Below are 21,134 nucleotides of genomic sequence, written 5' to 3' on the forward strand. Positions count from 1 at the left end.
GTCATCAAATTTTTGACTTTTTAAAATTGAAGCACTCTTTAATTTTAAGATAATTTCATTGCGATTTGATAAAGCGGATAAACTCTCACTTTCAACGATGGTATTTAATGATTAGAAATTTAAATTTTTATCTCCGTTACTTGGAATCAATACAGCTTGCAACGAATCAGCTGTTAATGGATATTTTGTTTTATACCCCCAGTAATGTAAATCCGACTGGGCATAAATTGGTGTAACATTAAATAAAAGAAGGATAAAAGTGATTTTTGTGATTAAGTATCTATTCTTCATGAAACTTTATAATTAAGTCGATAAATATTAAAAATCAGATGTTTGCGGACAACCATTGAAAGATAGATCTGTAATTATGAGGACTGGTATTTCATAGCTATCATAGACTTCTGTACATCCGGTATTCCTAATTGCATTAATCTCGTTTTCTGTTGCTATACGATAGTTGAAATATATTTTTCCCCCTAATAGACTATCTAATTGATTGCTTTCAATAAATAAACTGGAGAATGGAATCTCAACTATATTCTTGTATTGGATAGGAGAATTTGGTTGACCACCTGGGCTAGGGGTATAGATATTTACATCCTTACCTAATTCATCACTATTAAGAATTTCAATCCATAATGAATTCGAAAAACATTCTTCATGAATTAATCTATACAATATATCTTTAGGTATTATTCCTTCAACGCATTGAATTTCTAAGTTTGGTTCTTGCAAACACCCTCCTCCTATCATCGCCAACCCGAGAATTAATGAAATTTTTATAATTCCATTTTTTAACTTCCCCATCTTTTTATCATATTGTGATTTTTGAATTAATTAAAACAGCATCATAACTTCTTAGAGCTTGTTTAAACTTCAATTGAATCCTTATACTTTCGTTGTTTCTTAAGACTTAATGCTTTCAAACCTGATTTTTGTAATTCATTCAATAATCTCAGGACGATTTACATGACCAACATGTCTCAATTTAATAAATAGTTTTAAAAAAATCAAAAAGAAATCTTTGAACAATGGGATATAAAATTCTTGTGCTAGGCAGTTTTAGCTTCAATCTACATCTAGGCTGCAAATTGTAGATTTTATAGTTTTATCTACGAAAAGCTGATAAATTACGTCAAAGAACCAAATACAGTCTATGGGATTTCTAAACAAGCCGGTGAAAGATGGTGTGAATATTATTTCCAAAAATTCGGAGTTGATGTAAGGAGCTTAAGATATCCTGGCTTGATAGGTTACAAATCTTTACCCGGTGGTGGCACCACAGATTATGCTGTGGATATTTACCACAAAGCCATAGCAGGAGAACACTTTGTCTCTTTCCTTCGCGAGGACAGCTATCTACCTATGATGTATATGCCCGATGCGATCAAAGCAACCTTGGATTTGATGCATGCACCCAAAGAGCAAGTCAAAATCAGATCAAGTTATAATTTGTCGGCAATAAGCTTTTCTCCAAAAGAAATTTATGAAAGCATCAAAATCCATCACCCTGATTTCAGGATCTCATATGAGCCTGATTTCAGACAAGCCATTGCTGATAGTTGGCCGGACAGCATAGATGATACAAGGGCAAGGGAAGATTGGGGATGGAAACATGAATATGACCTTAAAAAAATGACTGAAGACATTCTTAGAAACCTACCTGCATATTTGGTTAATTTTTAGAAAAAAGGGGATAAGGCATAGCTTTATCCCCCTTTTTTCTAAAAATTTTGATTATATGGTGTTTTGCAACAAATCATTTATTTTTCTATTCTGATTTGTCTTCTAATAACGCCTTCTTGATGAATTATATGAAGGTAATAAAATCCATATTTAAATTTCCGAACATCAACAATGGTTTTCTTTTCGGAAGTTATCACAGAATGGACTTCATTACCAGATGCATCGAACAATTTTAGCTCTATCTTCCCGTTTTTAGAATATTTACTTTCCAGACTTTCAGACTAATTGATTTCAATATTGAGTACATCGGAAGCAGGGTTTGGGTATACCTTATAATCACTGAGATATCCATAGCATTGTTCTGACCTAAATGCAAAATCTTTGAAATCGCTTCCACAATCATTCTGAGTTGTCAGCCTAAATATTATTTCTTGACCATAGTCCCAGAAATCAAAATAAATTGTCGCCAAATCATCACTGAAAGTTACATTATAAGTAAGACTAGGGTTCGAAACATGAAGAATCTGAAGATTATGAAAGTTAGAAATACCAGCTTCAATTGGTATTTCTGCACTAACTGGTGTATACAAATCACATACCACGTTGTTAATAATCGAAATATAGGGCTGGGTGGGTTGGGTGTTATTATTATAGGAATAGGTTCCCATATTTATTTTTGGAGAACCTACAGTTATATTTTTAGAAACGTACCACGATTCCCCATTTTGAGTAAAGGTAAAAGTCAAAGTCCCAGTTCCTGAAGAGGAAGCTGTGGCAGGGCTTAAATTGGCTATCTTTCCAGTTCCTGTACTAGTGGAAAATAAGTTTGAAGGAGTTGCGGTCCAAGTTATTGTGGCATCTAATGGACTATTTAAGACCGTGTAACTATTAGTACTACATAATTGATCGGATCCGGATATTTCACTAAATATTTTTGGCTCAGCCTGATTTGTTATAGTATTCATTGCTACAATACCCTCGTTTTCAGGATCTAAAAATTCAGAAAACTTATACCAAGACCTACTTAGTCTTCCATACAAAAGAGAAGGACTATCAGGATTATCACATTCATAATTCAAACCGCTTCTTCTTCCGTGATTAGCTCCAATTATTCTTTTATTTTGATCAAAAATTGGACTTCCTGAAGCTATAATTTCCAAAAGCCCATTTGTCAATTGAGTTTCCCAAAAATAATTGTTGTTAATTGTTGTGGGAGATGGAGAACTGCCTTCCATAAATTTTTGGACATCACCTAAAGAATGATGAATCCCTGTAACATAAGGAATGTTTTGATCAACAATACTCCATCCTAAATAGGAAACTGGATTATTTGCAAAAACTGGACTATAATAGGGGTTTACATCTAATTTAATTAGCTTTAAATCGGTTTCTGCAACAAATGTTAAATTCTTAGCACCTTGAATAGTTATATTTGTAGAGGAATTTAAGGTTGGGGAGCATTGAGGGCTTCTATAATGAAACATGAACTGCATATCCTCCAATAAAATTGTCGAGGAAACATGAATTGCAGTTAAAAGTATGGGGTCAAAATCTTGTTTACCATTATTAATTAGAGTTCCCGTACCATGGGCGAAATATGTATTTTCTGATTTCCTCAACATTAAAGCCACTCCAAGTGATTCAACTGTGTGATTTTGATGACATATAATATTTTCATTACAAATAGCAGAGCAACCAAACCCAATACAGTTAGATTGTGAAAATTTATAATTTTCTATTGCAAAAAAATCTAAAATACCATGTGAAACTTGAGAAATCACAACTTTACTCTTATTTTGTTCTATATATGGTTCTTTTAATAGAATTCGTAGCTTTTCTCCAGGCATAAGGCCAGAAATGAAATTATCCGGTATATTTACTGTACTCTTAGTGTATGGCCCTTGTATGTAAGATTCATCATCATTAATAATAAATAATTCCGAATTTTCTGACAAATGAAGGCTTTTGAAAACAAATCCTAGTGTATTTGACCCCTCTGATAAGACCTCTACTTCTTTATAGCAAAATCCATTTTTACACAATCCCTTTATTTGACTTAAATCAAGATAAAAATCTGTAAAAATCCCAAACGCCAATTCATCTTTCCCTAATTCTTTTCCAACTAAATTTGTTTCTAAGTTTCGAATTTTAAATTCTTTACTAGGGATTTCAACAACCATTAGCTTACTAAGACTGGTTTTTCTACTAATTGGAATTTGTTCAATTGAGACTTTTTCAGTTTTGACTTGTGAAAAAACTGAATTTGCTACCAACAAAAATAAAAAAAACAACACTTTTTCTCATAATTTTATTTTTTTTTAGCAAAAACATTAACTAAATTTCTTAAAAATAAAATTAATTATGAAAACCTCCTATAAAATCTCAATTTATTTTATTTTACTTACAACACTCTTGGGATGCCAAAATGAAGAGAGTCCAAGCTCTATTAACGCAACTGAACAACAAGAGCTTAAAGATATTTTGAATAGCTCTTTGTTGACTCCAAGTGGGAGTTTAGCCAGAGTTTACACATTTGCCGGAAATGAGGATAGCTTTCGAAATGTACAAAATCTGTATTATGATGCAGCTGGAAATAAAATTCTAACCGTCAATTTAAATCACCAAAATGACACCTTAGGAGCAAGTATCTTCTTTTATGACCTTCTTGGAAGGCTCGAAACCAAAAAATCATTTGAATATCTTGACGGGGATTTTTCATGGACAGGAAATCTCAAAAGCACATTTGAGGTCAACGGCACGATTGAGAATGTCCATCTTGAGAGTCCTGACAATCCTTCACCCCAATTTAGATTAAGAAATGTCTTTGACACAGAAGGCTTCCTTCTCAAGACAGAGTTTTCTGACAACGAACGATTTGAATATACAAATGAAGGTAATCTCACAATAAGAAAAAACCATATAATTGGAGAGACCGTCTATTTGGAATACCAATACAGATACAATAGCGAAGGTCAGCTAGAAGCTAAAGAAACGAATTTACATGGAGGTGGTGACGCTTTCCAGTATTTCTATGATGCAACAGGCAAATTGAATGAAGAAAGAGAAAATTCTCCTCAATGGGGCTATCCTGTTTTAACCCGAAAGATTTATGATTATCATTAAGTTTATAAGTCATGCTATACTTTTTTTCACGTAAAAAGAAACTAATAAAAAATAAAAAGTATAACTAACAATCAAAGGTAATATTCCAGCTTAATGATTATTGAAAGAACTTTAGATATAATTGAAGGAAAGCATGGCTTACTAACTAAGGCGTGCAAGGACGAGTTCATCGCCAGTTCAAAGTTCTGTACATTCAAGAAAGGTGATGTAGTCATTAGAGAAGGGCAATACTCCCAAAAGGCATATTTGATCATTGAAGGATGTTCTAGAGCATATTACCTTAAGAACGGGAAAGATATTTCTGATTGGTTTACTTTTGAAAATCAGTTTATGGCTCCAATCGTTAGTTTTTTCAGCAAAAAACCAAGTCCTCATTTTGTTGAATTTGTTGAAGACTCAAAAGTCCTTGAATTTTCGAAAGAAATCATGGATTATTTGAGTTCGAAACATCATGATTTCGAACATTTTATAAGCACAGTAGTGACAGAAACCATGTTAGGACTCGGCGAGAGGCTATATACTATTCAGTTCAATAAGGCAGAAGAAAGATACGATCATTTACTTAGCATATATCCCGAAATTACAAACCGCATTCCACTTACACATATTGCATCTTATTTAGGGATCACCCTTGAAACTTTGAGCAGAATAAGAAGTCCCAAAAGACGAATTTGATTTAGATCAAATGTCCTTATTTCCATTTATGAGAATTTTGATAAAATTTTAAAAATGGGAGAAATGAGCAACAAAAAGATCACAATTTTTGGAAATAGATGGGAGCCAATTAGAAAATGGTTATATCCAAGTTGGATATTTTATGAATTGTCTATTCGTTTTTACGAATATGCAATTTCTATCCAAAGTTATTTAGTGGGGCGACACAATTTACTCGCCGTTTACCTTGGAGACATTGAGATGAAGACTTTAGCTCTTACTTTCAGCCTTTCCACTTTTATTATTTCCACATTTTTCTTAACTCTTCCTTCATGCTATGTGCTTTATTATTTTTTTAAAAGAGAGAATTTAACAAGTACTTCATTTGAAATTAAGCTAAAAAAATACTTCTAAGAAAAATGAAAAAGATACTAATCATAAATGGTCACCCCGACAAGAAGAGCTTCAATTTTGGACTATCAGAAGCCTATTTAAAGGGTGCTAAAAATTCAGGTGCAGAGGTAAAAGTCATCAATATTCGAGAATTGGACTTCAACCCCAATTTGGAATATGGATACCGAAAACGAAAGGAACTGGAGCCAGATTTAATGGATGCACAAGCTAAGTTGAATTGGGCTGAGCATTTAGTTTGGATATACCCAGTGTGGTGGAGTTCTGTGCCCGCTATAATGAAAGGATTTATAGATCGTGTATTTTTGCCTGGATTTGCATTTAATAAGAGGGAAGGTTCTTTGTTCAGTGACAAATGCTTTAGCGGAAAAACTGCACGAATAATTTGCACTTTGGACCAACCTGCTTGGTATTACAGATGGGTATATGGAAACCCTAGCCATAATGCTATGAAAAAAGGAACCTTGAACTTTATCGGAATAAAGCGGGTAAAATCAACAACAATAGGACCTATACGGCTTTCAAAAGATAATTTCAGAGAGAAATGGTTAAAGAAAATTGAAAAATTAGGAGAAATGAACGGGTAAAAATCTTAAAAAGTATAAGGGAGGGCTATCAACCCTCCCAGTCTGTTTCTACATTTTCCCTTTGATCTCATCTGGCTCAAATCCCAGTATCAAGTCTCCATTAGGAAACTCAACAATTGGTCTTTTGATCATGGAGCTTTTTTCTGCTAATACAGCCAAAGCAGATTTCTCAGATTCCAATTTTTCTTTGTCTGAATCTTCCAGTTTTCTATAAGTTGTACCTCGTTTGTTGATTAAAGATTCAAAACCTACTTTATCTGCAAATTTGACCAACAATGCAGCATCAGGAGCTTGCTTCTTATAATCTACAAATTCATATTCAATCCCTTCTGATTCCAAAAAATCAAAAGTTTTCTTCATTGTGTTGCAGTTTTTGATACCATAAATTCTAAGTTGCATGATGCTAGCTATTTAAATTTTGAATGAAAGTTTCGAACCTCTAATTTATTGAATTCAAAAAGGAATTGGTATGTTTACTTTTAAAATTTAAAGTGTGAAAAAGTCCAGAAAGCTAGATCATTGTCTGAATTGCGGAGAATCTTTGCTACATGAAGAGAACTTCTGTCCTGTATGTGGACAAGAGAACAAGGACCAAAGGGTGTCTATTGGCATTTTTATTTCAGACTTCTTCTCAAACTATATCAACTTCGACTCTACTTTTTTTCGAACACTACCTAAACTACTTTTCAAACCGGGTAGTCTGACACTAACTTTTAGCGAAGGCAAAAGAAAAAAATACATACATCCCATACGGTTGTATCTCATTTTTTCACTATTCTATTTCTTCATCTTTAGCCTAATCATACCAAAAAACATGCTGGACACATTTCTGAGCAACGATAGGTTTATAGATGATGATTTCATCAGTATTAATGAAGGGAATAAAAAGAAAAATAAGTTAACTGAAGAGGAGGGGCTTGCCCTAGCTGAAGAAATAGAGACAGCTTCAAAAAATCCAGAGGAATCAAAGTCCTCAAAAACAAAATGGAAAGAACTAAAAATACTCGCTCAAGATAGCGATGTTAGTATGGCAGAATTCGAACAATCACTTCAAGAGTCATCTTGGGGTATAGGGAATATCATAAGCACTGAAAAACAAAGGGCATTCATTGCAAACTCCAATTTATTTATCAGTGGTGTAGCTAGAAACTTACCGCTGATGATGTTTGCTTTGTTACCTATTTTTGCAGGAATTCTAATGTTACTTTATATTCGATCTGACAAATACTTTGTAGAACACATGGTGCATGCTTTGCACTTGCACACTTTTGCTTATTTGATTTATGGACTAGGGATACTGGGGATCACCAATTTGAATTTCAGCTCGGACTGGGTAGTAACCATCACTTTCACTTTAGTATCGGTGTATTCTTTTTTGTCGTTTAAGAACATCTACAAACAAAGTTGGATAAAGACAATGATCAAGTTTTTCATATTGGGGCATATTTACATCACATTTTTATCACTTGGGCTCATGACTGAGCTATATATCACTTTACTTCTTATGTAAGGGATAGTACCTTAATATGAATGATTATACAGTAAACAGGAGACTTTCCATAGCCAATCTATTTCTAAAAAAAACTTATAGAAAAATAATAAAAGCATAAAATAAAGGAGGCTTATTAAATCACCTCCTTTATCAAATTACTAAAAACTTTACAAACCTAAAGCCTGAATCAACGACTCCTCATGGGCAGTCAAAATTTGCTCAATCAGGTGGTCGGTCAAAGCCGTGGAGAGGAAAAGGCTTTCGAATTGGGAAGGTGCCAAGTACACTCCTCTTTGAAGCATAGCCTGAAAGTACTTACCAAAAACAGCCGTATCAGATTGCTTCGCTGTTTCAAAATCCACTATTTCCTGATTCGTAAAAAACAAGCTATACATACTACCAACATGGTTGATAGAAAAATCAAGCTGATGCTTTAGCAAAGAAGATTTAATACCTTTAACTAACTTGCCCCCTATAGCATCAAGTTCTTTATAAACCTCATCATTGCTATCAAGATGCTTTAACATAGCTAAGCCCGCAGCCATTGCAATAGGGTTACCAGACAAAGTACCCGCTTGATAAACCGGACCAGCAGGAGAGACAAACTCCATGATCTCTTTTTTCCCGCCATAAGCACCTACAGGCATGCCTCCTCCGATAATTTTACCTAAAGTTGTCATATCAGGAGTCACTCCAAAACGCTCCTGAGCACCACCCTTTGCCAACCTGAATCCTGTCATTACTTCATCAAATATCAACACTATACCTTCTCTATCACAAATTTTTCGCAAGCCCTCTAGGTATCCTGGTTTCGGCAAAACCAGCCCCATATTACCAGGGACAGGCTCTAGTATCAAAGCTGCAATTTCACCCTTGTTAGCTGAAATTAGCTGCTCTATGGCTTCTAGATCGTTGTATGGTGCCAACAAGGTGTCTTTGGCTGTACCTTTGGTCACACCTGGAGAGTCTGGATTTCCCATAGTGATAGCGCCAGAGCCAGCTGCAATCAGGAAAGAATCTCCATGCCCATGGTAATGACCTTCCATCTTGATAAACTTGTCTCTGCCAGTAAAGCCCCTTGCTACCCTGATTGCAGACATGGTTGCCTCAGTACCTGAGTTTACCATTCTTACTTTCTCTACAGAAGGCACCATCTTGGTGATCAATTCGGCAATCTCCACTTCTCTTGCTGTAGGGGCACCAAAAGAAGTCCCATTTTCCATTGCTTTGACTATAGCTTCCTTGATCATGGGATGATTGTGCCCAAGGATCATTGGTCCCCAGCTGTTGATCAGCTCTATATAACTATTACCATCAGCGTCATATATATGCGCTCCCTCTGCTCTTTCTATAAATATTGGATTCCCTCCTACTGCCCTGAATGCCCTCACAGGTGAATTGACTCCACCCGGAATGTAGTCTTGTGCTTTTTCGAATAAAGATTTGCTCTTACTGATCTGCATGTGATTCTATTATTTTATATCTAAAACACCATCTCCCAAATGTAAGATAGGGACATAGCGATTGTTTTTACTTCCTCTGAAATCCAAGCCATAGGTAATCTTTCCCCCTACTCCACTTTTCTGGTCTAAACTTTTTCTGAAATCAAAACCTGATGAACTATTCATTGTACTCGACAGCCACGACATCAATTCATACCCAAGATGAGCATTCAATGATGGGTATATTTGATATTTTTGAAAAAAACTTTCACGAAAATCTTCCAACTCCTTACTTCCAAATTTTGCTGTATTGTTAGAAATAAAATGAAAATTGTCATGTTGAATCATTTCATAGTTTGCAAAATTGAAGTATAGCCAACTGTCCATAACTAGCACTGGAATATCTCTGGAAATAGATTCCATCAACTGAAAGGTGGGTGCTGCAATATTTGGATCATCTGTCAGTATGACAATCATATCAGCAGAAGGTGCTCCCCCTCCTCTTCGAAGATTTACTTTTTCAAAGAAGCCTCTAATACTTCTATCATCAACCTTTTCGAAACTTACTACTTGAAAGCCTTTACTACTAGCTTGGTCGGAAAGCTTCTTGGCAAGATTCTCATCCCTTGTAGATGAAGTATATGCTATGGCAATTCTTCTACCTCTCACTTCCTGACGAGCAAATGCCAATACTCCATCTGTGATGGCACTGACAGATGGTCTAAAAAGATATGCATACTCAAAATTCTCAACTTTATCATCAATGTTTGACAAAGGATTGATAAAAGGTATTCTTCTATCCTCTGCAAATGAACTCATCAAATCAACTTCTTCCGGATACAAAGGACCAATGATTATATCTGCTTTGTCAAAAAAAGGATCCGCAAAAATACCCTTCATACGGTCGACGCTGCGCTGAGTATCAAAAGCCTTAACATTCACCTTTAAACCTTTCTTTTTTGCTTCATCAAGTGCAAATGCAATACCTTGGTAGAGTTCGAAAATAAAATTGGACGTATTTATTGCTCGAGTTTGTGTCCCAGAAGATTGTGAAAATGGCAAGACCACAGCCACATCTAAAACATCATCTTTCTTCTTAAAATCATTCTTTACTTGGGAAGAAGAGTTTCCTAATTCAACATTTTTTATTTGGTTGTATATTAATCTATCATTTGTAGACATGACTGACTGCTTCTCTATCTTCTCCTTGAGTGACACAACAAAACCTCTGTTTGTCTCATATTTCTTCAAATTAGCCGCTAAATAACTTAAAGAGACATCCTTCAAGTATTTATAAGTTGCATTTTCTGCTTGTTGTTTTACAGTTTCGTCCTTGATCTCCAGTATTCTTTCCAAAGCATTTGCATGATTGCCTTCCTCAAAATAAATCAACGCCATCAAATATCTTGCATCATCTTGTCCATCCCAATTGGATAGATTGAGTAAAGGCTCAAGTGTAGCTTTTGACAGATTTGGTTGCTTATTCATAAATGCGGCTTGTGCAAAATAAAAAGTCGCATATCTTGACAAATCACCATATTGCTTTTCGTCCATATAAGATCGAAACAGCTCCATGGCATCTTTATTATTCCCATAGCCTAATAGCGTTTTGGCTCTGTTGTAATTATTCAATGCATCTTGGGCAATGGAATTTGCAAAAAAAGAGACCATAATGAAGGTCAATAGAAAAACTTGCTTCATGATTTTTTTGGAGTTAACTGACAAATATCATTCCTCTTCGAAAGGGACACGAATTTAATCCATTTTTCAACCAAATGAAAAGAATTGCCAATGTTGTCTTTGATAAAGTGTAAGTTAGTCATCTAAAAAACAAAACTCCTCTCTGAACCCATTGTCAAACATAGGTACAGAGAGGAGATACTAAACTAGAGAAACTATAGAAGTGCTTATTCCCACTCTATGGTTGCTGGTGGTTTAGAGGAGATATCATATACCACTCTATTTACACCTTTTACTCTATTGATGATTTCATTGGAAATTTTTCCTAAAAATTCATACGGTAAGTGAATCCAATCAGCTGTCATGCCATCCACAGAACCTACTGCTCGTAAAGCAACTACTCTTTCATAGGTACGCTCATCCCCCATCACACCGACGGATTGGATAGGAAGTAAAATAGCCCCAGCTTGCCATACTTGATCATACAATCCATGATCTTTCAAGCCTTGAATAAATATATAATCTACTTCTTGTAAAGTTTTTACTTTGTCCGCAGTGATATCTCCCAAGATTCTAATTGCTAAACCTGGCCCTGGGAATGGATGTCTGCCAACAATTGTTTCAGGAATCTCTAATGCCCTACCTACTTCTCTTACTTCATCTTTAAATAATGTATTCAAAGGCTCTACCACTGATAACTTCATAAAATCAGGCAGACCTCCTACATTGTGATGCGACTTGATGGTTGCTGATGGTCCTTTTACGGAAACAGATTCTATGACATCTGGGTAGATCGTTCCTTGACCTAGCCATTTGACTCCCTCAAGCTTGTTGGATTCATCATCGAACACCTCTATAAAAACTCTTCCAATGGCTTTCCGTTTGGCTTCTGGATCGGTAAGCCCCTCCAATGCATCATAGAATCTCTGCTTTGCATCAACTCCAATCACATTCAGACCCATATCTTTGTAAGAATGAAGAACTTCTTCAAACTCATTTTTTCTCAATAGTCCATTGTCCACAAATACACAATAAAGGTTGCTGCCTATTGCTTTGTGTATCAATGTGGCTGCCACAGATGAATCAACACCTCCTGACAATCCCATCACAACTTTATCGTCACCTATTCTTGCTTTCAGTTCTTCAACAGTAGCATCTATGAAAACATCAGATGTCCAATCTTGTGAACATCCACAGATATTTACGACGAAGTTTCTAAGCAAATTCTTCCCTTCTGATGAATGGGTTACTTCTGGGTGAAATTGTATACCATAAGTTTCTTCATTCCTAACCTTGAAGGCCGCTACTTTTACAGAGTCAGTACTTGCAATGACATCAAAACCGTCAGGCAATGTCTTGATTGTATCTCCATGCGACATCCATACTTGAGAACCATGTGTCAACTCTTTCAACAAGTCATAGTGATTGTCCAAATGAGTTAAATTTGCACGTCCATATTCTCTAATTTCTGAAGGTAAAACTTCCCCACCGTATTTTTGTGCGAGGAGTTGAGAACCGTAGCATACGCCAAGAAGCGGTAACTTACCTCTCAAGCTATCTAAGTCCAAATCAGGAGATCCTTCATCTCTTACAGAGCATGGGCTTCCTGAAAGAATTACTCCTTTGACTGCTTCTGTAAGCTCAGGGACTTTATTATAAGGGTGAATTTCACAATATACGTTTAGTTCTCTAACTCTTCGGGCGATGAGTTGTGTGTACTGAGAACCAAAATCTAGGATCAAAATCTGTTCTGCCATGCGCAAAGGTAATCAGCCTATCACAATTGATAAAGTTTAAATGAAAAATATTATCAAATTAAGGTGTACCTTTTCCACAAAAAAGTAATGACTTATTAAGTTAAACTAAAGAAATCGCACTCAAAACTACATTGTATCAGACTATAAACTAAATCCCTATTCTTCAATTTCCGTCAGCTTAGCTAAGATCACTATAAAAAAATAACCTACACAAAGATAGTAGATTTAAAGCTTAATCATCACCACAATTTTTCCGTCATATAGATTTTATGGATATACGGAACTTTGCCAATAACATTACAAAATTCCGATTTATCTAACTTCCGATACAAATTGATATTGGATACTTAATTGATATTGGATACTTATGGATATTGACCATTAACAACCTGTTGAGCCAATGAATTGAAGTTACTGGCAAAAAAACGTATAATCAGATAGATTTAATATTTGGCTAAATCTTAGAGAAGCTTTTCTACTTCCTTACCTGGCTTTGGGTAACTCAGCTTACCTAATCTTTTCCCAATGTAATATTCATCTAAACCATTGACAGTGACTGTCTCCATCTTTTCCAAATCCAAAGAACCGTCTTCTCTCAATCCGCCATCTACTACCCATACATGCTCTATGGATGCAATAATCAGCACTGTATCGTTCACATCAAGTGTCTGACTTGATATTAGCTTGCAGGCTATTTGCAAAGGGCTGATTTTCACAAATGGGGCTGTGCATTCAGGTCTATTCAAGACTTCTAATCCAACAGCCTCAAACTCAGACACCTCATACCTCGCCGCTGTTTGATGAGCTTTTTCATAAAAAGATTTGGCTACATGATTGAGCGTAAACTCTGCCGTATCTAGGATATTCTGAAGTGTATGCCTTTCGACCGTATGTGGTCTAAAGAGAACTCCTACCAAAGGCGGAGAAGCTCCTATATGAAACACTTGAGAAAATGGTGCTAAGTTGGTTTCGTTGGCCTTACTTATGGTTCCAATTAAATTGAGACTTTTGTAGCCTGATAAGGCATTGACAAAATCCCTTCTAAAAGATGCATCTCCTTGAAGCAAATTTTCTTTACTAAAGCTTTTCATTAATCTGCTATTGCCTCTTCTAAACTATCACAGTATTTGATATTTAATTGATCTATGATATGGTCAGGATTATTTTTCATAATCTGCTCTTTGGCGATCATCACCATCTTTTCAAACCACTTCTCTGCTGGTAAAATTTTCCTGTGCTGACGAAGACCTAGTGCTAACATTTCCTTTTTCCACTCTAAAAAATACCATTCCATACTTGGCTGGTGAAAAGCTCTCAAAGATCGCTTATCAAAAATGAATTTATGGTAATCCCCCTTTTTGATGATCTCTGAAATCCTATGAAAAACATTTTTAAATATATCAATGGGAACATAATCTGTCAACAATTGACAGATCACAATGCCACTCTCTGAATTGGCAAATACTTTTGCATCCCTTTCTTCAAATATCAATTCAAAATCATTAATACCGATTATGTTATCAATAGCATTCATAGCTAAGAAGTTAATTTACTAAATTAGTGAAAAGATTTCTTTTTTAGGCTTGGAACATTAGCGACTTCTACCTTGAGATGATCAAGATTTTCTTCCAATCTGATCGCATACTCTAATGTAGTCTTCATTAGTTCTTGTTGTGCAGCAATCTGTTCTTTCAACCTTGAAAGTTCACTATTCATTGACTGCAATTGAGACTCATATTCCTTTTGAAGCTTTTCCTTCTCTAATCTTGCCTTCTTTAGCTCTTCCTTGAAAATCAAATATGATTCTGGTGGAGTCTTCATAATACTTGTACTTGTTACTCGTGGGAAAATACCCTATTCATACTACTAACAAATTTACCAAATTGTTTTGAGTTAAAAGCACTAAACACCTCTCACCGAAGACATACCGCCATCTATACGCAATATTTGACCAGTCATCCAAGATGAACTGTCAGATAACAGGTATGAAACGGCCGCCGCCATTTCTTCAGGATCACCAAATCTTCCCAAAGGGTGGCGCTTTTTTGCAGCTTCTTTCTTTTCATCGCTTGATAGCAGCTGTCCAGCCAATGGTGTATCTGTAAGTGAGGGTGCGACTGCATTTACTCGAATACCATTGGGAGACCATTCTGCCGCTAATGACTTGACCAAACCTTCAACGGCACCTTTTGAACTAGCAATAGAACTATGAAACCCCATACCCATAGACACAGCCACGGTACTAAAGAGAACAACAGATGGTTTATTTGCTTGTTTGAGACCCTTGAAGCAGGCTTGAAGCACCTTTACGGCCCCAAAGAAATTCACCTCTAGATCTTCTTTAAATTGATCAATCGTCAATCTATGAAAAGGTTTTAAGTTGATAGTGCCAGGACAATATACCAAACCATCGATCACATCTGGAAGTTGTTTGATCTCCTTGAAGTCCGATGTGGCATCAAGATGAAAATCCCCCTCTGAACTTCTAGAGTAGGTTGTAACTTCTGCTCCTTCAGACTTAAGTCTTTCTACAATTGATTTACCTATTCCCGAGCTTCCTCCTATGACGACAACCTTTTTATGCTTCATAATTTTATTATTGTTTTTTTCTAGTCAGATACATTGAATTCACTACTGCCTTATTGAACAAATAACCTTAATTCTCAATCTATGTTTAGAAAATATATAGAATAGTAAGTTTTTCAGTATTTTAAATTTGTGTACCGATTCGAGAGTTAGTATTTATTCAAAATCCGCACGATCAATGCTAATTTAAATCAATGCAAACAGCCAAGTTTTGAAAGTGCTTGAGGCTAAAACCAAGCTGATATTTACACAAAAAACCTCATTTTCAACAATATACATTTATTGTCAACAAAAAAATCTCAATAAAAAAAATCCCTATTGAAATTATGATGAATTTCAATAAGGATTCAAACTACTAGAAGAGGTGAATTCACAAATAAAGTTGAAAACCCTTCATTGACATTTTCAGGCGTGGTGTGTGACGATGAAAACCCTCGATTACAAAGAGATGTATTTCATGAATTCATTCCTTGACTGCTCTTCTCTCTCAAACTTCCCACTATAGTAGGAAGTCACTGTAGAACTATTGACATCATTGATTCCCCTGGAGGATACACACATGTGGTTAGCATCAATCACCACAGCTATATCATCAGTACCTAACACTTCCTTAAGTTCATTACCTATCTGCATCGTCAACCTTTCTTGTACTTGAGGACGCTTTGCATAATATTGAACTATTCTATTGATCTTAGAAAGACCAATCACATTTCCATTTGAAATATAAGCCACATGTGCCTTACCATAGATAGGGACAAAATGGTGTTCGCAATTTGAAAAGAAAGTAATATCCTTTTCTACGAGCATTTCATTATACTTGTACTTGTTCTCAAAAAGCTTCGCCTCTGGCTTATTTTTAGGATTCAGGCCACTGAAAATTTCTTTTATGTACATTTTGGCCACTCTTTTCGGCGTACCTTTCAAGCTATCATCGGTCAAATCCAGCCCCATTATAAGCATGATTTCTTTGAAGTGCTTTTCTATAAGCTCGATTTTGAGCTCATCGTCCATTTCAAAGGCATCCTCTCTTAGAGGCGTGTCATATGAAGTCCCCACATGCTCATCCCCGATTTCGTCAATGTCTCGTGTCACATTAATTGCCATCGTATTCAACAAAGTTTCTTTCTGTTTCATATAATCGAACTATTAAGTCGTATTTTATATCAATTTCTTTTCTTAAAATATTCCAAACCACCACCGCTATGTTTTCAGCAGTTGGGTTGATTTCTTTAAACTCTTCTGTGTCTAAGTTTAAATTTTTGTGATCAAATTTGTTCAACACTTTTTCCTTGATCAAATCACTCAATATTTTCATGTCATAAACATAGCCTGTATCTGCATCAATCTCGCCTGTAAGCTTGATGATCAATTCATAATTATGCCCATGAAAATTGGAGTTGTTACACTTCCCAAATATTTCTTGATTTTTTTCATCAGACCATTTAGGATTAAACAATCTGTGAGCTGCGTTGAAGTGCTCTTTTCTATATACGGATACTTTCATTGATAACAGAACTTGATAGTGAAATTTTTGTTTATGTTTTACATATCAATAATTAAACAAAAATCACAAAGCATTGATTTATAAAGCGATAAAAAACCAGAAAAGATTTATAATCACTTCACTTTTTATTAAATCTTGATCACGCAAATTAACACAGAAAATAACAAAAACAGTTCCAAGGCACGCAAAGTAGTGCAGTTGAGACCTAATCGCCCCAATTCACAGGAACTTAAAACACTGAATACTTGTCTTTTAAAAGAACATGCACTTTCTTTGCTGACTACAGATCGAAATAATTACATTAGATGAAAAAAATCACCTTAGCTTTAATTTTCCTTACAACCAGTTTATTTTCCGATTATTTTGCTGCTGACAGCTCACCGTCTCAGCCTAAAGTAATCAATCCAACCACCAGCCTGAATGCTAATTTAATTTTTTCGAATCCAATCAATTCCAATTTTGTCTTACCTAATCTTACTATCCTTGAAATAGGAATCGCAGGCTATCAGAAACTGGTCGAGATTGATGAATTAAACAAAGACAAACCACTTAGCATCATAGATTTTTCACTTCCGTCCACACACAAGAGGCTATGGATCATAGATATTGCATCTGGAGAAATACTGCACCATGGATACGTATCTCATGGTCGGAATTCAGGTGATCTTATGGCTAAGTCCTTTTCAAACGTCAATTCATCCTACATGAGTAGCTTAGGTTTTTACAAAACAGGCGAAACATACCAAGGAAAACATGGGTATTCCTTGAGACTTGATGGCTTGGAAATTGGTATAAATGACAAAGCAAGAGAAAGAGCAATCGTCATACATGGTGCTGACTATGCCAATGAAGATTTTATCAAAACCACAGGTAGACTTGGCAGAAGCTTGGGTTGCCCAGCTCTTCCAACATCAGAAGCCAACCAAGTGATCGATTTGATAAAAGACAAATCGCTTCTGTTTATCTTTGGAAATGATGATCAGTATCTTCTAAAATCTCCAATTCTAAACGCCTGATTTCTTTCCTCTAGTTTGCTTGAGTGCTTCTAGAATCTCATTATCTCTATCGTAGATATCTTTCCTGAAGAAGTTATTTCCTCTGGAGTCCGCCCAAAATGTCATATACAATATTACAACAGGAATCTTACGATCAAGTTTGACTATTACTTCTTTAGATTTTTTCATAGATTCTTTGATCTTGTCGTCAGTCCAAGAACTATCATGCTTGAGTAGTACTTTGGCAAAATCAAATGGTCTCTGAATTCTAATACAACCATGACTCAATGCTCTGTCCTCCCTAGCAAACAAACTTCTAGCAGGAGTATCATGAATGTAAACACTGTGCTTGTTTGGAAACATGAATTTCACTAACCCTAATGAGTTTTGATCGCCAGGCTCTTGTCTGACCATATATGGGAAATTCTTCCCATTAGCTTTTTGCCAATCTATACTCTGAGGATCTACTTCTTTTCCATCAGAAGTCAATATTTTCATATTCTTACTTCGGAGGTAACCAATATCTTTCTTTACTGCTGGAATGATTTCGTTGCGGGTGATTGAATTAGGAATAGTCCAAGTAGGACTGAATACCATGTAGGACATTTCAGCACTAAACTGAGGTGTGGCATGATAACTTTTCCCTACAATAACCTTCGAGCTCAGGACAGTATCTCTTTTTGAAATGTAATCAAGCTGGAAGTTTGCTGTATTGACTAAAATCACCTCTTGATCCTTTACGTCTCTTGGCAACCATCTAAACCTCTCCATATTTACCCTTGCAGTCTCTATCAAATCTAAGGGACTTTGGTTCAAAGCATGAATGGTCCCTTGACCGATCACCCCATCAGGCTCCATGCCATGTCTTATTTGCAATTTGGTAATGGCAGGTACAAGCAGTGAATCGTATTGTTTACCACTCTCTAGATCCTCTTTACTCAAAAATCCCCAAAACTTAAGTCTGTCTTTTACTTCATCCAATTGATTATAACTATCCCCCACTTTGACAGACTTATCAATTTTTAATTTCTTCCAATTGTTAGATTTTTCTGATTCCCAACGTGCCAGATCATCGTAGAGAAACCTTAGTGCATCTCGCATTTTTTTGTACACTTGAAATGATGGGTAAAGTTCCTCGAGACTCTTTCGAATACTTTGTTGTAAAAGTGCTTGATGAAGCCTCTGATCGATCATCAATTCAGGTGCTGACCTTTGGATATCCCAAGAAGACTTCAAGTTTTCAGGATCAATCTTACCTAGATAAAGGTGTGAGGATATAATGATATAGGCATCACTTAGCAAGATATCCAAACTTGCAAAATCATAAACAGAAAATTCTGCTATACCTTTTTTTGACTGTTCATACTTGTCAAATAACTCATCAATAGCTCGAAGGTGATAGTCCTGAGGATTGAGTCCATCAAACTGAACTTGCTTAATCTCATAGCGCATTTCATAAGCTAGCTCTGGGAGGATATCTCCATCAGACCAAGCCGGAAAAAAAGTACGATCACTGTAAAATTTTCTAATGACTACTGAACTGAATAAATCCTGGCCCGCAACTTTCTTTGTCCTCTCTGAGTCATCTATTTCTATAATACTATTGATAACTGAAGAAACAGAGCTATTCTGATCTTGAGCTATCAGTGAGAAATTAATGGTCAGGAGAAATATGAAACACAAAATATTCTTCATAGTCAGTTTTCTTTTTTGGTAGTTAATCTTTGGTGTGCAATATGTTTGAAACGGGTGCAAACTTACTTACGAAAAAAAGGCTGCCTCTATCAAAGAGTCAGCCCTTTTTTGGATTGGAATATTTTAAACTTTAAAGTCTTGAAACTTCCTACCTAATTCCCATGAGGATTTGAGCATTTCTAAGAAACCTTCCATTTTGTCCAAAGGAATCAAATTTGGACCATCACTCAAGGCTTTGGATGGCTCTGGATGAGTCTCTATAAAAAATCCATCTATACCTGTAGCTGCGGCAGCTCGAGCTAATATCGGCGCAAACTCTCGCTGACCTCCACTTGTGCCTCCTTGACCCCCTGGCTGCTGAACACTGTGCGTGATATCAAAAACAACTGGGGAAAATTGCCTCATCGTAGGCAAGCCTCTCATGTCTACCACCAAATTGTGGTAACCTAATGAAAAACCCCTCTCTGTCAGACAAACATTATCATTCCCCGTGGATCTAACCTTCGAAACAGCATATTGCATATCCTCTGGAGCCATGAACTGTCCTCTCTTTATTTTCACAGCTTTACCTGTATTGCCAGCTGCAAGAAGTAGATCAGTCTGTCGGCATAAAAAAGCTGGAATTTGTAGTACATCCACCACTTCTGCAACCTCAGCTGCCTGATAGCTTTCATGTATATCAGTCACCAATGGCACATCCAAAGATGAACCTACTCTCTGAAGTACTTCAAGAGACTTATCCATCCCTATACTTCTAAATGATCCAGAGGAAGTTCTATTAGCTTTGTCAAAAGAAGCTTTGAATACATAGGAAAAACCAAATTTTTCCGCTAAGCTTTTTACCTTACTGCCTATTTCTATACAAATGTCAAAACTCTCTACCGCACATGGACCTGCAAATAATACAGGCTTATCGGAACCTAGAATCACCTCATCGGTGATTTTCATTATATGGGCACTTCTATTCATGGTTACTTTAGTAAATTTTCTATGATTTCATCCATCAGACCCTTTGCTATCAAAATAGCGTCACCTAATTCTCTGAACACACCCTCTCCACCTTTTCTGCTGGATATGAAATCTACCTTTTGCTGGATATAAGGAAGAGCGTCTGCGGGACATGCAGACAGGCCTACTCGGCAGAGAATTGGCAAATCTATCAAATCATCGCCAATATAGGCGACTTCTTCTGGATCGAGTTCCAAAGTTTCCAATATTTCTTCCAGTTTTTTACCTTTATCTTTGATCCCATGATAATGGAAATCAAACTTCAATTCTTCGCATCGGTCTTCTACCACTTTAGATTTTCTGCCAGTGATAGCACCTATCAAAACACCATTTCTCCTCAAATGACCGACTATCAGTCCGTCTTTTACATTGAATTTTTTGTATTCTAGCCTATTGTCGTCGTAGATAATTCCACCATCAGTCAATACTCCATCTACATCAGTGATTATCAATCTTATTTTTTGAGCCTTAGATTTGACAATTTCAGTCAGTCCAGAAAGGTAATTTTCCATGC

21 protein-coding genes and 1 pseudogene are annotated in these 21,134 nt (G+C 36.0%); 6 read left to right on the forward strand and 16 right to left on the reverse strand.

The annotated features are described in order from the left end of the window. Positions 1–318: 318 nt before the first annotated feature. The gene (locus tag MM214_RS14525) at positions 319–807 is read right to left on the reverse strand and encodes a hypothetical protein (protein WP_241296405.1); all 489 of its coding nucleotides are present in this window, start codon (positions 805–807) and stop codon (positions 319–321) included. 327 nt (positions 808–1,134) lie between these two features. Here MM214_RS14525 and MM214_RS14530 point away from each other — a divergent pair. Then, positions 1,135–1,686, forward strand: a pseudogene (locus MM214_RS14530) (NAD-dependent epimerase/dehydratase family protein); the annotation flags it as partial. 77 nt (positions 1,687–1,763) lie between these two features. Here MM214_RS14530 and MM214_RS19150 read toward each other — a convergent pair. Then, on the reverse strand, positions 1,764–1,958 hold the full coding sequence (locus MM214_RS19150) for a T9SS type A sorting domain-containing protein (protein ID WP_353959791.1): 195 nt from the start codon (positions 1,956–1,958) through the stop codon (positions 1,764–1,766). 9 nt (positions 1,959–1,967) lie between these two features. Next, positions 1,968–3,980 carry a hypothetical protein gene (locus MM214_RS14535; protein WP_241296407.1) on the reverse strand — a complete coding sequence of 671 codons (2,013 nt, stop codon included), beginning with the start codon at positions 3,978–3,980 and terminating at the stop codon, positions 1,968–1,970. Positions 3,981–4,047: 67 nt separating this feature from the next. Between MM214_RS14535 and MM214_RS14540 the strand changes: the two genes are divergently transcribed. From MM214_RS14540 to MM214_RS14550, 3 genes are all read left to right on the forward strand, one after another. Then, positions 4,048–4,809 (forward strand): hypothetical protein, encoded by a 762-nt coding sequence (locus MM214_RS14540; protein ID WP_241296409.1) that lies wholly within the window; start codon positions 4,048–4,050, stop codon positions 4,807–4,809. A 93-nt stretch (positions 4,810–4,902) separates the two neighbouring features. Next, positions 4,903–5,484, forward strand: a complete 582-nt coding sequence (locus MM214_RS14545; protein WP_241296410.1) for a Crp/Fnr family transcriptional regulator — start codon at positions 4,903–4,905, stop codon at positions 5,482–5,484. Between the two features lie 398 nt (positions 5,485–5,882). Then, positions 5,883–6,461 carry an NAD(P)H-dependent oxidoreductase gene (locus MM214_RS14550; RefSeq protein ID WP_241296412.1) on the forward strand — a complete coding sequence of 193 codons (579 nt, stop codon included), beginning with the start codon at positions 5,883–5,885 and terminating at the stop codon, positions 6,459–6,461. Positions 6,462–6,509: 48 nt separating this feature from the next. On the opposite strand, the gene MM214_RS14555 is transcribed toward MM214_RS14550, so the two are convergent. Beyond that, the gene (locus MM214_RS14555; protein WP_262916643.1) at positions 6,510–6,860 is read right to left on the reverse strand and encodes a Spx/MgsR family RNA polymerase-binding regulatory protein; all 351 of its coding nucleotides are present in this window, start codon (positions 6,858–6,860) and stop codon (positions 6,510–6,512) included. A 94-nt stretch (positions 6,861–6,954) separates the two neighbouring features. On the opposite strand from MM214_RS14555, the gene MM214_RS14560 reads away from it, so the two are divergent. After that, the gene (locus MM214_RS14560; RefSeq protein ID WP_241296416.1) at positions 6,955–7,971 is read left to right on the forward strand and encodes a DUF3667 domain-containing protein; all 1,017 of its coding nucleotides are present in this window, start codon (positions 6,955–6,957) and stop codon (positions 7,969–7,971) included. Between the two features lie 149 nt (positions 7,972–8,120). Here the strand turns inward: MM214_RS14560 and hemL are convergent, their stop codons facing one another. The 9 genes from hemL to MM214_RS14605 all read right to left on the reverse strand — a co-directional run bounded on the left by hemL (position 8,121) and on the right by MM214_RS14605 (position 16,922). Then, the gene (hemL, locus tag MM214_RS14565) at positions 8,121–9,416 is read right to left on the reverse strand and encodes a glutamate-1-semialdehyde 2,1-aminomutase (RefSeq protein ID WP_241296418.1); all 1,296 of its coding nucleotides are present in this window, start codon (positions 9,414–9,416) and stop codon (positions 8,121–8,123) included. 9 nt (positions 9,417–9,425) lie between these two features. Continuing rightward, positions 9,426–11,096 (reverse strand): ABC transporter substrate-binding protein, encoded by a 1,671-nt coding sequence (locus MM214_RS14570; RefSeq protein WP_241296420.1) that lies wholly within the window; start codon positions 11,094–11,096, stop codon positions 9,426–9,428. A gap of 206 nt (positions 11,097–11,302) precedes the next feature. Further along, positions 11,303–12,832: a glutamine-hydrolyzing GMP synthase gene (guaA, locus tag MM214_RS14575; RefSeq protein WP_241296422.1), complete on the reverse strand. Its 1,530-nt coding sequence runs from the start codon at positions 12,830–12,832 to the stop codon at positions 11,303–11,305. Between the two features lie 461 nt (positions 12,833–13,293). Then, positions 13,294–13,923 (reverse strand): flavin reductase family protein, encoded by a 630-nt coding sequence (locus MM214_RS14580; RefSeq protein WP_241296424.1) that lies wholly within the window; start codon positions 13,921–13,923, stop codon positions 13,294–13,296. Further along, positions 13,923–14,366, reverse strand: coding sequence for a hypothetical protein (locus tag MM214_RS14585; protein ID WP_241296425.1), 444 nt, complete (start codon positions 14,364–14,366; stop codon positions 13,923–13,925). Before MM214_RS14585 ends, MM214_RS14580 begins: the two co-directional genes overlap by 1 nt. 23 nt (positions 14,367–14,389) lie before the next feature. Next, on the reverse strand, positions 14,390–14,653 hold the full coding sequence (locus MM214_RS14590) for a hypothetical protein (protein ID WP_241296427.1): 264 nt from the start codon (positions 14,651–14,653) through the stop codon (positions 14,390–14,392). 81 nt (positions 14,654–14,734) lie between these two features. Further along, on the reverse strand, positions 14,735–15,421 hold the full coding sequence (locus tag MM214_RS14595; protein WP_241296429.1) for an SDR family NAD(P)-dependent oxidoreductase: 687 nt from the start codon (positions 15,419–15,421) through the stop codon (positions 14,735–14,737). A gap of 435 nt (positions 15,422–15,856) precedes the next feature. Then, on the reverse strand, positions 15,857–16,552 hold the full coding sequence (folE, locus tag MM214_RS14600; protein WP_241296432.1) for a GTP cyclohydrolase I FolE: 696 nt from the start codon (positions 16,550–16,552) through the stop codon (positions 15,857–15,859). Then, positions 16,512–16,922: a 6-pyruvoyl trahydropterin synthase family protein gene (locus tag MM214_RS14605; RefSeq protein WP_241296434.1), complete on the reverse strand. Its 411-nt coding sequence runs from the start codon at positions 16,920–16,922 to the stop codon at positions 16,512–16,514. Before MM214_RS14605 ends, folE begins: the two co-directional genes overlap by 41 nt. Before the next feature lie 305 nt (positions 16,923–17,227). Here MM214_RS14605 and MM214_RS14610 point away from each other — a divergent pair, with 305 nt between their 5' ends. Continuing rightward, positions 17,228–17,938 carry a murein L,D-transpeptidase catalytic domain family protein gene (locus tag MM214_RS14610; RefSeq protein WP_241296436.1) on the forward strand — a complete coding sequence of 237 codons (711 nt, stop codon included), beginning with the start codon at positions 17,228–17,230 and terminating at the stop codon, positions 17,936–17,938. On the opposite strand, the gene MM214_RS14615 is transcribed toward MM214_RS14610, so the two are convergent. The 3 genes from MM214_RS14615 to MM214_RS14625 form a co-directional block, all read right to left on the reverse strand. Next, positions 17,927–19,612: a L,D-transpeptidase family protein gene (locus MM214_RS14615; protein ID WP_241296438.1), complete on the reverse strand. Its 1,686-nt coding sequence runs from the start codon at positions 19,610–19,612 to the stop codon at positions 17,927–17,929. The two genes, MM214_RS14610 and MM214_RS14615, sit on opposite strands and share 12 nt — an antisense overlap. Before the next feature lie 123 nt (positions 19,613–19,735). Beyond that, positions 19,736–20,581: a 3-deoxy-8-phosphooctulonate synthase gene (kdsA, locus tag MM214_RS14620; protein WP_241296440.1), complete on the reverse strand. Its 846-nt coding sequence runs from the start codon at positions 20,579–20,581 to the stop codon at positions 19,736–19,738. A 2-nt stretch (positions 20,582–20,583) separates the two neighbouring features. Continuing rightward, positions 20,584–21,132: a KdsC family phosphatase gene (locus MM214_RS14625; protein ID WP_241296442.1), complete on the reverse strand. Its 549-nt coding sequence runs from the start codon at positions 21,130–21,132 to the stop codon at positions 20,584–20,586. Positions 21,133–21,134 lie beyond the last annotated feature (2 nt).

The sequence above is a fragment of the Belliella kenyensis genome (assembly GCF_022549675.1).
Classification (GTDB): Bacteria; Bacteroidota; Bacteroidia; order Cytophagales; family Cyclobacteriaceae; genus Belliella; species Belliella kenyensis.